The 13,774-nt window shown below is 72.1% G+C and carries 13 protein-coding genes; 4 read left to right on the top strand and 9 right to left on the bottom strand.

The genetic code is table 11. The features are described from left to right. Positions 1-892 (top strand): right-handed parallel beta-helix repeat-containing protein (locus ABD211_RS19190; protein ID WP_344133514.1); only part of this gene is annotated, 892 nt, incomplete at its 5' end. Here the strand turns inward: ABD211_RS19190 and ABD211_RS19185 are convergent. From ABD211_RS19185 to ABD211_RS19145, 9 genes are all read right to left on the bottom strand, one after another. Beyond that, on the bottom strand, positions 893-1,171 hold the full coding sequence (locus ABD211_RS19185; RefSeq protein WP_344133511.1) for a hypothetical protein: 279 nt from the start codon (positions 1,169-1,171) through the stop codon (positions 893-895). Positions 1,172-1,299: 128 nt separating this feature from the next. Beyond that, the gene (locus tag ABD211_RS19180) at positions 1,300-2,319 is read right to left on the bottom strand and encodes a threonine aldolase family protein (protein ID WP_344133508.1); all 1,020 of its coding nucleotides are present in this window, start codon (positions 2,317-2,319) and stop codon (positions 1,300-1,302) included. Further along, positions 2,316-3,719 (bottom strand): class II 3-deoxy-7-phosphoheptulonate synthase, encoded by a 1,404-nt coding sequence (locus tag ABD211_RS19175; RefSeq protein WP_344133505.1) that lies wholly within the window; start codon positions 3,717-3,719, stop codon positions 2,316-2,318. The genes ABD211_RS19180 and ABD211_RS19175 overlap by 4 nt, the downstream gene beginning before the upstream one ends. A gap of 58 nt (positions 3,720-3,777) precedes the next feature. Further along, on the bottom strand, positions 3,778-4,185 hold the full coding sequence (locus tag ABD211_RS19170) for a rhodanese-like domain-containing protein (RefSeq protein WP_344133502.1): 408 nt from the start codon (positions 4,183-4,185) through the stop codon (positions 3,778-3,780). Then, positions 4,182-4,622 (bottom strand): cysteine dioxygenase, encoded by a 441-nt coding sequence (locus ABD211_RS19165; protein WP_344133499.1) that lies wholly within the window; start codon positions 4,620-4,622, stop codon positions 4,182-4,184. The genes ABD211_RS19170 and ABD211_RS19165 overlap by 4 nt, the downstream gene beginning before the upstream one ends. A gap of 1,430 nt (positions 4,623-6,052) precedes the next feature. Continuing rightward, complete coding sequence (locus tag ABD211_RS19160; RefSeq protein WP_344133496.1) at positions 6,053-6,454, bottom strand: hypothetical protein; 402 nt, start codon at positions 6,452-6,454, stop codon at positions 6,053-6,055. A gap of 98 nt (positions 6,455-6,552) precedes the next feature. After that, the gene (gene proC / locus ABD211_RS19155) at positions 6,553-7,359 is read right to left on the bottom strand and encodes a pyrroline-5-carboxylate reductase (protein WP_344133493.1); all 807 of its coding nucleotides are present in this window, start codon (positions 7,357-7,359) and stop codon (positions 6,553-6,555) included. A gap of 67 nt (positions 7,360-7,426) precedes the next feature. Then, a complete protein-coding gene (locus ABD211_RS19150; RefSeq protein ID WP_344133490.1) occupies positions 7,427-8,455 on the bottom strand; it encodes a 6-phosphofructokinase in 1,029 nt (342 codons plus the stop codon). Between the two features lie 156 nt (positions 8,456-8,611). After that, positions 8,612-9,106, bottom strand: coding sequence for a polyadenylate-specific 3'-exoribonuclease AS (locus tag ABD211_RS19145; RefSeq protein WP_344133488.1), 495 nt, complete (start codon positions 9,104-9,106; stop codon positions 8,612-8,614). Between the two features lie 38 nt (positions 9,107-9,144). Between ABD211_RS19145 and ABD211_RS19140 the strand changes: the two genes are divergently transcribed. The 3 genes from ABD211_RS19140 to ABD211_RS19130 all read left to right on the top strand — a co-directional run. After that, entirely contained in the window at positions 9,145-9,996 is an 852-nt protein-coding gene (locus ABD211_RS19140; RefSeq protein ID WP_344133486.1) for a DUF1028 domain-containing protein, read from the top strand. A gap of 289 nt (positions 9,997-10,285) precedes the next feature. Beyond that, entirely contained in the window at positions 10,286-10,930 is a 645-nt protein-coding gene (locus tag ABD211_RS19135) for a Crp/Fnr family transcriptional regulator (protein ID WP_425560462.1), read from the top strand. Positions 10,931-10,938: 8 nt separating this feature from the next. Further along, the coding region (locus ABD211_RS19130) for an ATP-binding protein (RefSeq protein ID WP_344133480.1) at positions 10,939-13,774 on the top strand (2,836 nt) is incomplete at its 3' end.

Raw genomic sequence — 13,774 nt, 5'->3', positions numbered from 1 at the left:
GGTCGCGCCGACGCCGGACGCACCCGGCGCGCCCAGCTCGCCCAGGGCGGGCGCGTCGCCGCCGGCCACCACCCGCCCGTCCGCGACGGCGACCGCGACGAAGACCACGCGGCCGACCGGTGGCGGCAGCCGCTCCGGCTTCGGGGTCCCCGCCGGCCTCACCCTCAAGCGCCACAACGGCGACCTGACCATCACCAGGGACGGCACCGTCATCGACGGCCTCGACATCTACGGCTTCGTGAGCGTCAAGGCCAGCAACGTGACGATCCGCAACTCGCGCATCCGGGGCACCGACCCGGGCACCACCAACAAGTCGCTCATCTCGGCGTACGGCGACCACCGCAACCTGCTCATCGAGGACACCACGCTGCGCGGGGACCATCCGTCGCCGTACCTGGACGGGCTCAAGGGCCGCAACTTCACCGCCCGCCGGGTGGACATCTCCAACGTGGTCGACACCGCGCTGATCTTCGGGGACAACGCCACGATCGAGAACTCCTGGCTGCACGGCAACACGCACTTCGACCCGGACCCCAACCAGCCCGACGGCAAGAGCCACGACGACAACATCCAGATCGAGGGCGGCACCAACATCGTGATCCGCAACAACACGATCGAGGGTTCGTTCAACGCGGCCATCATGGTGACCCAGAACTACGCCCGGTCGTCCGACATCCGGGTCTCGGGCAACCGCATCTCCGGCGGCGGCTGCTCCATCAACCTGTCCGAGAAGGGCAAGGGCCCGATCGTCGACATGGTGATCGAGAACAACGTCTTCGGCACGTCCCGCCTGGACCGCTGCGCCGTGATCGCCCCACCCACGTCGACCCCGACGATGCGCGCCAACACCTACCGCGACGGCACCACGGTCACGGTCCGCAAGGGCTCCTGATCAGAACGGCGCCGGGCCGTGGCCGGTCAGCGACATCAGGATCTGGGTGGCGAGCAGACTCCGCGTGCCGGTGACCGCGACGCGACCGATCTCCTCGTACGGCAGCTCGATCTGAAGGTCGTCGGTCGCCGCCCGCGTGGCGGCGGTGGCCACGTCGGGCCGGAACGTGCCACCCCAGCCGGGCGGACCGCCGTGTCGGTTCATTTTCAGTGAGGCCATGCCCGGCACCCGTGTGCCATCGGCGAGGATGAGCCTGGCCTGCCCCGAATAGCTGTTCATGTTGTTGACTCTAGCTGTCGAAGGTCACAACTTGGACAAATGTTGATCATGGTCCGGTCGGGGAGGATCCGTCCTCATCCGCACCGCAGACCGCTGATCTCCGCCGTCCGCTCCGTCGTCGGGGCTGGTCAGCTCAGCAGGCCGGGGAGGATCTCTGCGGCGCGGTCGATGGCCGCGTCGTCGGCGTCCAGGTGGGTGAGCAGGCGCGCGTTGCGCGGCCCGAGCACCGAGACGAGGATGCCCCGCTCGCGGGCCGCCGCGCCGAACACCGGGGCGTCCAGCGGTGCCCTGCTCAGGTCCAGCGGGATGATGTTGGTGACCACGCGGGCCGCGTCGACCACGCCGGTCGGCGCGAGCGCCTCGGCCAACCGCCGCGCCCGCGCGTGGTCGCCGGCGAGCCGGTCGATGTGGTTGTCCAGCGCGTACAGGCCGGCGGCCGCGAGGACCCCGACCTGGCGCATGCCGCCGCCCATCCGCTTGCGCAGCACCCGGGCCCGGGCGATGTTCTCGGCGCTGGTGACCACCAGCGACCCGATGGGCGCGCCCAGGCCCTTCGACAGGCACACGGACAGGGTCTCGAACAGTGCGCCGTACTCGGAGAAAGGTGTTCCCGTCGCGACGTGCGCGTGCCAGATCCGGGCGCCGTCGCAGTGCAGCGCGACGCCGTTGTCGTCGGCGATGCCGCGCAGCCGCTTGAGGACGCCGAGGTCGATGATGCCGCCGCCGCCCCGGTTGTGCGTCTGCTCGACGGCGATGGCGCGGGTGGGCACGGCGTGGAAGCCGGCCGGGCGCACCATCGCGGCGACCGTGTCCGGGTCGATGTCGGCCCCGGCGGGCGACCAGGTCCGCGTGGAGATGCCGCCGATCGCGGCGGCGGCGCCGATCTCGTACGTCACGACGTGCGCGTCGGCGTCGCAGAGCAGCTCCTCGCCCGGGGGCACGAGCAGCTGCAGGGCGATCTGGTTGGCCATCGAGCCGGTCGGGCAGAACAGCGCGGCCTCGTGCCCGAACAGCTCCGCGACCCGCGCCTGCAGGGCGTTGACCGTGGGGTCCTCGGCGTAGACGTCGTCGCCCACCTCGGCGGCGGCCATGGCCGCGCGCATCCCCTCGGTGGGCCGGGTGACGGTGTCGCTACGAAGATCGATCATCCGCGCAGCATCTCAGCCACGAGGAACGCCAGCTCCAGCGACTGCTGGGTGTTGAGCCGCGGGTCACAGGCCGTCTCGTACCGCCCGGCGAGGTCGGCCTCGCCGATCTCCTGGGCGCCGCCGAGGCACTCGGTGACGTCCTCGCCGGTCAGCTCGACGTGCAGGCCGCCCGGGTGGGTGCCGAGCTGCCGGTGCACCTCGAAGTAGCCGAGCACCTCGTCGACGATCCGGTCGAAGTGGCGGGTCTTGTAGCCGTTGGAGGACTCGTGCGTGTTGCCGTGCATCGGGTCGCACTGCCAGACGACCTTGTGGCCGGCGGCGGTCACCTTCTCGACGATGCTGGGCAGCACGTCGCGGACCTTGAGGTTGCCCATCCGGGAGATGAGCGTGAGCTTGCCCGGCACGTTGTCGGGGTTGAGCCGCTCGCACAGCTCGATCGCCGTCTCGGGGGAGGTGCCGGGGCCGAGCTTGACGCCGATCGGGTTGGCGATGCGGGAGATGAAGTCGATGTGGGCGCCGTCGAGCTGCTTGGTGCGCTCGCCGACCCACAGGAAGTGACCGGACAGCCCGTACGCCCGGTCGCTGGCCACGCGGGTGAGCGCCCGGTCGTACTCCAGGGCGAGGGCCTCGTGGGAGCAGTAGAGGGTGACCGTGCGCAGGGCCTCGTCGTCGGTGAGGCCGCAGGCGCGGATGAAGGCCAGCGCCCGGTCGATCTCCCGGGCGATCGCCTCGTAGCGCTCGCCGAACTTGGACGTGCGCACGAAGTCGCGGTTCCAGTCGTGCACGGCGTGCAGGTCGGCCATGCCGCCGCCCAGGTACGCCCGGAGCATGTTCATCGCGGCCGCCGAGTTCGCGTACGCCCGGATCATCCGCTGCGGGTCGGCGATGCGCGCCTCGGGCGTCGCCTCCAGCGAATTGATCATGTCGCCCCGGTACGCCGGCAGGCCCAGCGAGTCGGTGGCCTGCGAACGCGGCTTCGTGAACTGGCCGGCGACCCGGGCCACCTTCACCACCGGCAGGCTCGCCCCGTAGGTGAGCACGACCGCCATCTGCAGCAGCGTGCGCGCGTTGGCGAGCAGGTGGCTCTCGGTGTTGTCGGCGAACGTCTCGGCACAGTCGCCGCCCTGCAGCAGGAACGCCCGGCCCTCGCATACCTCGGCGAGGCGCTCGCGCAGCTGGTCGACCTCGTACGGCGCGACGACGGACGGGACGGTGTTCAGCACGGAACAGACCTCATCCACGACCTCCGGGTCGGGCCACGGCGGGGTCTGTGCGCGCGGCAGGGTCCGCCAGACGTCCAGGCCGAGGCGGTCGGCCTCGGCCGCGTCGTGGGTCGGGCGACCGATCTCGACGACCCTGCCACCACCCGGGTAGCGGAACTGGTGCCACTCACGGCTCATGTCGAACACATTACGTGCCCGCCCCGTAGCCGGATCCGTCACGGCGGTCGGTCCCGGCCTATGGACGGGCCCCGCCGCCCGGCCGAACGGGCAGCCCGGCAGCCCGCCAGGCGGCGAACCCGCCCGCCAGGTCGGTGGCCCGGTGCAGACCGAGATCCTGCAGCGCCGCCGCGGCGAGCGAGGAGGTGTACCCCTCCTGGCAGACGACCACGACCGGCAGGTCGTAGGAGTCGGCGATGGGCAGGCGCGCGTCGCTGCGCGGGTCGAAGCGCCACTCGAGCACGTTGCGCTCGACGATCAGGGCGTCGGGGATCTCCCCCTCGGCCCGCCGCTGCGCCTCCGGCCGGATGTCGACCAGCACCGCCCCGGTGGCCGCCGCCCGCGCGACCTCGGCCGGCCCCAGCCGGTTCAGCCGCGCCCGCGCGTCGGCGAGAATCTCATCAATCGACCGCCCACGCTCGCTCACCAGTCCACCCCCGCCCGGTTCATCGACTCGACGACCAGCACGCCGCGGTCGAGACGGTAGCGGGTCATCGCCGTGAGCGCCGGCGCGTAGACGTGCACGCTGATCGCGGGCACGACGCCCCGGTTGGCCACGCGGTGGATGTGGTGGGCGCCGAACTCCCGCACCGTGCCGGCGCGCAGCGTCGTGTCGGCGAGCCCGCCGTCGCCCACCAGGGACTCGGTGATCTCGCCGGTCACGACGAGGAACGCGCCGGCCGAGCCGCCGTGGTCGTGCAGGTCGGTCTCCTGGCCGGGCAGCCAGGTCAACAGCCAGGCCTCGTGGTCGGGTCCGGCGCCGAGCCGGGCGTACCAGCGCCGCTCGGCGTCGAAGCGCGGGTCGAGCGGCCCGGCGACATACCGGCGGGCAAGGTCGGCAAGGCGAACGCGCGTAGTGATCATGGCTCCGGTCCGTTCGTGGGAGTTTTCGGTAATGCCTATCTGCTGAATAGGCCTTTGGGATTGTTACCGATCACCCACGACAGAGCCCGCTCGCGCGCCGACCGAAGTCAACATCGCGACGAGCAGTCAAAAAACGGACCAACCACCGCACGCGCCGATCTTCTCTGGCCACTCACGGCCGCGTCAACGCACGGTTCAAATAATGAGATGTGTACGCCGCGGCGATCAGCCGGCGACGAACACGAGCGCAGCCGAGCCGAGCAGCACCATGGCGAGCATCATGATCAGAAGTCCGCCACTGCCGTCGAAGCTCGAGGTCCGCACGGTTTCCTGGGGGGTGGTCATCAGCGGCCTCCTCGGCGTCGTCTTACTTCACGGTAGGAGGTCGCCGACCGACCGCGAGACCGTTTCACCCGGATTCGCGGTAGCTCACGCCTCCGGGTGAACACGTTCACCCGTACCGGAGAACCGCAAACCACCATGTGTCGTTGATCAACCGTGGACGTACCCGACCTCGACGAGTACCAGCTGCACCGCGAGGCCGACCGGGCGTGCGTCGACGGCGTACCCATGCCGGGCCTGTCGGCCGCCTTCTACCGCCGCACGACGCCCGACGGCGAACACAGCGTCGGCATCTACCGCTTCGCCGGGGTCGAGATCCTCCAGGCCTGGGGGTACGCCGACGAGCCCCACTGCCGGGCCCACCGCGTCCGCGAACCCAACGGCGACTGGGGCGCCCCCCCTCCCGGGCTGCCCCCGGGTCCGCCCCGCCGCCGACCCGGACCCCCCGGCCGTCCGCACAGGCTCCGGCGTCTGGCTCCCCCTGATCCCCGCCCCCCACCTCCCCTGACCCCCGCCACCTGCACACGTTCGGCGACGCGCGAGCCCGCACCCCCGCCACCTGCACACGTTCGGCGACGCGCGAGCCCGCACCCCCGCCACATGTGCGCATCTGGCGAGTGCAGCCTCCCCCGATCCCGCCATGTGCGCACATCTGGCGGATGCCGAGGGTGGTCATTTCGCCAGAAGCTCACATCTGGCGAACACCAGGCGCTGACCGCTCACCAGAAGCGCACATCTGGCGAACACCGGGCGTTGGTCGCTCGCCAGAAGCGCACATATGGCGGAGTTCGTGCGCTCAAACGTCGCCAACTGTGAACATCTGGCGCGCGCCTACCATCACGACCTCGCCAGAAGCGCACACCTGGCGGCGGAGGCGGTCTGCGGCCCGCCACTTGGGCGCATGTGGCGCCGCGTGGGCACCGCGGCCGCGGCCCAAGCGCCCTCCACGTGACGTGGGGGTCGTCGACCGGCGACGGACCCGCGCAAGGCAACGCCGCCGACCGCCTGTACGGCGGTCGGCGGCCTCTTCCCCCAACGGTCGCGCCTTCCCCGGCCCCTTGCGGACCACGCGACCGAGCTTGTGCGCGCTAGCCCAGGTCGCTGATCCGGGCGGCGGCCGGCTCCACGGCGGCCGGTGAGGGCGCGGGTGCGGTGAGGGTCCGGCGGACGTACACCAGCGAGCCGGCGGTCACCCCGAGCGCCGCGACGAGCGCCACGGCGTGCAGGGTCGGGTCGATGAGGGGTACGAACCCGACGAGGCCCACGGGCAGCTGGACGAGGGCGATCAACGCGACGAGCAGGCCGACGCGCTGGCGGCCGCCCCACAGGTACGCGGTCCACACCGGGGCGCTCACCACGGCCAGGGTGAGGGCGTCGAGCAGCATGTGCAGCGGAACGTTGTGGACCCGGTTGTGCGCGAACGCCGACGCCGGCGACGCGATCAGCAGCACGCCGAGAACCACGACCGTTACTACAGCAAGCCGCCTCATGTCGACCTCCACTGTCAGCAAGCGGTTACCCGTCGTAATGACGGTACGGCGCGCGACTCAGCGGAAGGAAGGTGTGAGGACGTGAATGAAAAAGTTGCTCACGTACTTTGATCGGCGATCTCCCGCGCGCGGTCGCGGGCGGCCTCCAACGCCGCGAGCATCGCCGCGCGTACGCCATGGTTTTCCAGCTCGCGGATGGCGGAGATCGTGGTCCCCGCGGGAGACGTGACGGCCTCACGGAGCTTGACCGGGTGCTCGCCGGAGTCGCGCAGCATGATGGCCGACCCGATGGCGGTCTGCACGATGAGGTCGTGCGCGACCTGGCGGGGCAGGCCGAGCAGGATGCCCGCGTCGGTCATGGCCTCGACCAGGAAGAAGAAGTACGCGGGGCCGGAGCCGGACAGGGCCGTGACGGCGTCCTGCTGGGACTCGGGCAGGCGGATGGTGCGGCCGAGCGGCTTGAACATCTCCTCGGCGACGGCCAGGTGCTCGCCGGTGGCGTGCGGGCCGGCGGAGATGGCCGTGATGGCCTGCTCGACCACGGCCGGGGTGTTGGTCATGACCCGCACGACCGGGGTGCCCTCGGCGAGGAACTTCTCGAAGAAGCTGATGGGCAGGCCGGCGCAGAGCGTGACGACGATCTTGCCGGTCGGCACGACGGGGCCGATCTCGGCCATGAGGGTGCCGGCGTCCTGCGGCTTCACCGAGATCAGGATGACGTCGGCGGCGGCCACGGCCTCGGTGTTGGACAGGATCCGGATGCCGTAGCGCTGGGTCAGCTCGTCGGCGCGCTCCTGCCAGCGCTCGGTGGCGACCAGCCGGTCGACCGGCCAGCCGCTGCGCAGCAGCCCGCTGATGACGGCCTCGCCGATCTTGCCGGCTCCCATGACCGCGATCGTGTGCATGTCCGCCCCCCTCACAAGATAGATCTTGGGGCCGACCCGTCGAGGGCCGGCCCCAAGATCCCAGATATCAGGAACCGAAGAAGGTCTCGACCTCGGTGTAGCGCTCCGGCGGGACCGTCTTGAGCTCGCGGGTGCCCTCGACCAGCGGGACGCGGATGATGTCGGTGCCGCGCAGCGCCATCATCTTGCCGAAGTCGCCCTCGTGCACGGCGTCGATCGCCTGCAGGCCGAAGCGGGTGGCGAGCACCCGGTCCGCCGCGGTGGGGGTGCCGCCGCGCTGGATGTGGCCGAGCACGACCGTGCGGGCCTCCTTGCCGGTCTTGGCCTCCAGCTGCTCGGCGAGCCACTGGCCGATGCCGCCGAGGCGGACGTGGCCGAAGGCGTCGAGCTCCTGGTTGTGCAGGACCATCTGGCCGTCGAGCGGCTGCGCGCCCTCGGCGACGACCACGATCGGGGCGTACTGGTGCTGGAAGCGCTTCTCGACGTAGGCGGCGACCTGCTCGACGTCGAACTGCTTCTCGGGCAGCAGGATCACGTTGGCGCCGCCGGCGATGCCGGCGTGCAGGGCGATCCAGCCGGCGTGGCGGCCCATGACCTCGACGACCAGCGTGCGGTGGTGCGACTCGGCGGTGGTGTGCAGCCGGTCGATGGCCTCCATCGCGATGCCCACGGCGGTGTCGAAGCCGAACGTGTAGTCGGTCGCGCCGAGGTCGTTGTCGATGGTCTTCGGCACGCCGACGACCTTGACGCCCAGCTCGTCGAGCTTGGTGGCGACGCCGAGGGTGTCCTCGCCGCCGATGGCCACGAGCGCGTCCACGCCCAGCTCGGCCAGGTTGTTCTTGATCTTCTCGACGCCACCCTCGATCTTGAAGGGATTCGTCCGCGAGGAGCCCAGGATCGTGCCGCCGCGCGGCAGGATGCCGCGGACCTCCTTGATGCCCAGCGTCATGGTGTTGCCCTCAAGGGGCCCACGCCAGCCGTCACGGAAGCCGATGAACTCGTGGCCGTAGGTGTCGACGCCCTTGCGGACCACTGCGCGGATCACCGCGTTCAGGCCGGGGCAGTCGCCGCCGCCGGTCAGCACACCGATACGCATGACTAACTCGTCCTCCAGATATGGGTTCCCAGTACGTGCCCCCTGGGCCCGAGTCGAGGAGACCGTCGGCACCGTTGCCAGCCCGGGGCGGGCCGCACCGCGCACTGTATCCGGTCCAGGTAACACACACGAAACCGGCACCCCAGCGCGGGGTGTTCACCCGCCTAACGCCCGCCACCTCGCGAGGTTGTGCCGGGCGTCCACGAGCGCGTCGTGCCGGGCCGCTTCGGCGGACGGCAACGGCGGACGGCCCCGGTCGTCCCAGAGCTGCCGCAGGTCCTTGGTGAACCGCGGAATCTCCCGGGGCAGCGCCGGCATGGCGCCCCACAACTGGGCGAGCGCCACATGGTCGTACGCCGCGTACCAGGCCCACAGTTCGATCTTCTCGTGCGGGCGGTCCCGTACGGGCTCGAACAGGAAATCCTGCAGCTCATCGCGGATGCGGGCGCGGGACCGCCAGGCGGGGTCGGCCGGCGAGGGCAGCTGGTCGAGCACGTGCTTGCGCACCCAGGGGACCGCGTTACGGTCATCGAACTCGGTCGAGACGGCGTAGAACTCGCGGCCGTACTCGTCGACGACGCCGATCGACACCAGGTCGATGATGCGGCCGTCCTCGACGAACTCACAGTCGTAGAAGTAGCGGTAGGTCATCGGGCACCATTGTGCCCGGCCCGCTAACCTGTCCGGCCATGACGTTCTCGATCGTGGGTCGGTCGGCCGACGGGCAGGCTCTGGGCGTGGCCGTGGCCAGCAAGTTCCTCGCCGTGGGCGCGGCCGTGCCGGCCGCCGAGGCCGAGGTCGGGGCGATCGCCACCCAGTCGTACGCGAACCTCGCCTACCGGCCGCAGGGGCTGGCGTTGCTGCGTACCGGCGTGTCCGCGAGCGGGACCGTCGCGGGCCTGACGGCCGCCGACGATGGCCGGGCCACCCGGCAGCTCGGCGTGGTGGGTGTCGGCGGCGACGGCGCGACGTTCACCGGCGACGAGTGCCACCCGTGGGCGGGCGGCGCGGCCGGCGACGGGTACGCCATCCAGGGGAACATCCTCACCGGCCCCGAGGTCGTCGCCGAGATGGAGCGCGCCTGGCTGGCCGGCTCGGGCGAGGTGAAGCTCGCGCGGCGGCTGCTCGCCGCCCTCGCGGCGGGCGACCGGGCCGGCGCCGACAGGCGCGGCCGACAGAGCGCCGCGCTGTTCGTGGTCGCCAAGGGTCAGGGCTACGGCGGGACCAGCGACGTCGTCGTCGACCNGCATGATCTCGATCACGCCCTGCGGGTCGACGACCACCCGGACCCGGTCACCGAACTCGGCCGCCTGCTCGACCTGCACGCGCTCTACTTCGACAAGCCGGACCCGGCGACGCTGCTCCCCCTCGACGGCGCCGTGGCCGACGAGGTGAGGGCACTCCTTGACGCACTCGGCCACTCGGGTGACCTCGACAGCGCGCTCGCCGACTGGGCCGGCGTGGCGAACCTCGAGGAGCGGATGGTGCCCGGCGCGATCGACCCGCTCGTCCTCGACCACCTGCGCATCAACGGCGTTTAACGGGAATTCAGGGTCACGACTCGGCGTCAGTGCGTGAACGGCGCGTACTCCGAATAGGCGACTGTCACCGCGCCGTACTAACCTGTCCTGCCGGACACCACCCTCACCGGTGTGGGTGGAGGGGTGTACAGAGCGCGACGCGCACGCGATGATCGGGGGGCTGTCGCGGCGCCATCGCAACGACACAGGGTAGGACCCGGTGTCAAGCGATGTCGCGAGCAATTTGGGGAGGAATGTGACCGTGGACGGCCGTCCGAGCGACGCCGGGGACGCGCTGACCGGCGTCGACATGTTCGCCGGGCTCGAGCCTGAGGCTCGCGCGCGCGTCCTTGCCGCGGCCGTGCCCCGCACCTACCGCAAGGGTCAGCTCCTCTTCGTCGAGGGCGACCCGGGCGAATCCCTCATCGTGCTGCGCCGCGGCGCGGTCGCGGTCTTCCGCACCGCCCCCACCGGCGAACGGGCCGTGCTCACGGTCGTGCGCCCGCCCGATGTCCTCGGCGAGGTCTCGCTGCTCGACGGCGCCGCCCGGTCCGCGTCGGCCGAGGCGATCGAGGACTGCCAGGCCCTGGCGCTGTCCCGCCCCGCGTTCATCGAGCTGGTGCACGCCAGTCCGCGCCTGCTCGACGCCGTGATGCGCTCGCTCGGCGGCCTCATCCGCCGGCTCACCGAGCAGAACGCCGACCACGTCTTCCTCGACCTGCCCGGACGGGTCGCCAAGACCCTCGTGCGGCTCGCCGGCGACGCCCCCGCGCCGATGGTCACCATCGAGCTCAACCAGAGCCAGCTCGCCGAGATGGCCGGCGGGTCGCGACAGAGCGTCAACCAGGCCATCGGCTCGTTCGCCAACCGCGGCTGGCTGCGCACCGAGGGTCGGCGCATCGTCGTCACCGACCTCGCCGCCTTACGGCGCAGGGCCGGCATGACGGAGCGCTGACCGGGGCCATGGCCGCCGGGGCCTGCACCAGATGCGGCCGGACCGCAGGGCCGGAGGACCGGTTCTGCGGCTGGTGCGGCACGGCCCTGATGCTGGTCTGCGACCGGTGCGGCAAGGGCCACGCGGTCGAGATCGCCTTCTGCACCGGGTGCGGTCACGCGTTGCGGGAGTCCGCCACGCCGCCCGTCGCGGCCGAGGAACGCCGCCGGGTCAGCGTCCTGTTCATCGACGCGGTGGGCTCCACGACGCTCGCCGAGCACACCGATCCCGAGACCGTACGGCGGATCCAGACCGCCTTCTTCGACACGGTCCGGCGGACGGTGCGCCAGTTCGGCGGGGTGGTGGAGAAGTTCATCGGCGACGCCGCGATGGTGCTCTTCGGCGCGCCCGTGGCCACCGAGACCGACGCCGTGCGCTGCGTACGGGCGGGCCTGAACCTGCAGCGCGACCTGGCCGCGAGCGAGGAGACCAACGCCTGGCAGTACCGGGTCGGCATCGCCACCGGCGACGCCCTCGTCGACGTCGCCGTGGCCCACGACGGCGGGCAGGCGATCGTCGCCGGCGACGTCGTCAACACGGCGGCGCGGCTGCAGTCCGAGGCACCCGTCGGCGGCGTGCTGGTCTGCGGCGTGACGCATGTGGCCAGCCGCACGGACATCCGCTACTCCGCACAGGCGGCGCGCACGCTGAAGGGCCGCTCCGCCCCGACCGAGGTGTGGCTCGCGCTCGGCCCCGTGCAGCAGCAGATCGACCCGGCCACCGACACCACCGAGATGGTCGGCCGCGAGCACGAGCTGAGCGTGCTCACCACCGCGCTGCACCACGTCGTCGCCGAGCGGACCCCGCGCATGGTGACCGTGCTGGGCCGGGCCGGCATCGGCAAGAGCCGCCTGGTCCGCGAGCTGTACCGGCACACCGACCAGACGCCCGGCCGCACCATCTGCTGGCGCAAGGGTCGCTGCCCGCCGTTCGGCGAGAACGTCGGGTATGCCGCCCTGGCCGACATCGTCCGCGCACAGGCCGGGGTCCTCGACACCGACCCGCCCGAGGTCGCCCGCCAGCGGCTGGACACGGCGCTGCGCGACCTGGTGGAGCCCGGCGAGTGCGACCGGCTCTCGGACGCGCTGCGGCCGCTGCTCGGCCTGCCCGGCTCCCCGCTGTCCACTGAGGACGCCGAGTCGGCCTGGCGGCAGTTCCTGCTCGCGTTGGGCGCCGCGGGCCCGACGGTCCTCGTCTTCGAGGACGTGCACTGGGCCGACGAGCGCATGCTGCGCTTCATCGAGCTGCTCGGCGCGAGCGTCCGCGACGTGCCCCTGCTCATGATCTGCACCGCCCGGCCCGAGCTGCTCGACCGGGCCCCCGGCTGGTCCGGCGCGCTGCCCGGGATGATCTCGCTGTCCCTGACGCCGCTGCGCGACGAGTCCATCGCCCGGCTCTACAGCCAGATGCTGGGCGCCGCAGCGTTCCCCGCCGCGCTGTTGCGCCCGCTCGTCGAGCTCGCCGACGGCATGCCGCTCTACGCCCAGGAGTACGTGCGGATGCTCATCGAGCGCGGCACCCTGCGCCAGGCGGACTCCAGCTGGGTCATGGACCCCGGCGCCGGGCTGCCCATGCCGGACAGCGTGCACGCGGTCATCGCCAACCGCATCGACCTGCTTGACAGCGCCGACCGTACGGCCCTGCAGGCCGCCGCCGTGGTCGGCACCCGGTTCTGGCCCGGCGCGGTGGCCGCCGCGCTCGGCACCGGTGTCGACGGCGTGGAGCGCGCCCTGCGCGGACTGGCCCAGCGCGACCTGGTCCGGGAGGAGCCGACCTCCCGGATGGCCGGCGAGGTGGAGTACCGGTTCCGCCACTCGCTCGTCGGCGAGGTCTGCTACGAGCGCCTCCCCCGCGCCGAGCGGGTCGCCCGGCACACCCGCACCGCCGACTGGCTCGACGCGCACGCCGACCCGCGCGGCACCGAGCTCGCCGAACTCGTGGCGCACCACCGCTACACGGCCTACCGCACTGCCGCCGAGCTGGGCCAGCCGACCGCGCCGTACGCGGTGTCGGCGCTGGCCGCGCTGCGCCACGCGGCCCGCCGGGCGGTCACCGTGAACGCCTTCGACGCCGCGGCGGCCGACCTGACCCGTGCCGAGCAGCTCGTCGACTCCGGGACGGCCGAGAGCGACCGGCTCGGCGTCGAGCTGCTCCGCACCGAGCTGGCCTTCCACTCCGAGGAGGCGGCGTTCGTCACCGGGCCCGGCCCCGACCGGCTGCACGAGCTGGCCGACCGGCTCTACCGGGTGGGCGAGCACACCGGCGCGGCGCGCGCCTGGACGCTGCTTGGCCAGGCCGCCTGGCTCGGCGGCGACCGGACGGCCGCGCTGCGGCACCTGGACCGGGCCGTGGAGCTGTTCGACGCGGCGCCCAACAGCCCGGAGAAGGCGCACGCGCTGGCCGAGGTGGCGCGGCTGCACATGCTCAACTACGAGCACGTGCCGGCGCTGGCCGCGGCCGGCATGGCCCTGGAGATCGCCGACGAGCTGGGCCTGGTCGAGGTCCGCGCCAACGCCTCGATCACCATCGGCATGTGCCACTACCAGGCCGGCACCCGGGGCGGTCTGGCCCACCTCGTCGACGCCATGGAGTTCTGCCGCACCCACCAGGTGCCCAGCCTGCGGCGGGCCACCCGCAGCGTGGCGCTGGCCTGGTGGGAGGAGGGCGAGATCGAGCGCGCGATCCAGCTCCTCGGCCCGGTCAGCTCGCTGGGCGAGGCCGCGTGGGAGGCGCTGGGCGCCGGCGACTGGCCGCGGTTCCTCGCGGCCCCCGACGCGTACCTGCCGGATTCGCAACTGGCGCGGA

It is taken from the genome of Luedemannella flava (genome assembly GCF_039528515.1).
GTDB lineage: Bacteria > Actinomycetota > Actinomycetes > Mycobacteriales > Micromonosporaceae > Luedemannella > Luedemannella flava.
The sequence above is the reverse complement of the archived record's forward strand: the minus strand, read 5'-3'. Positions and strand labels throughout refer to the sequence as shown.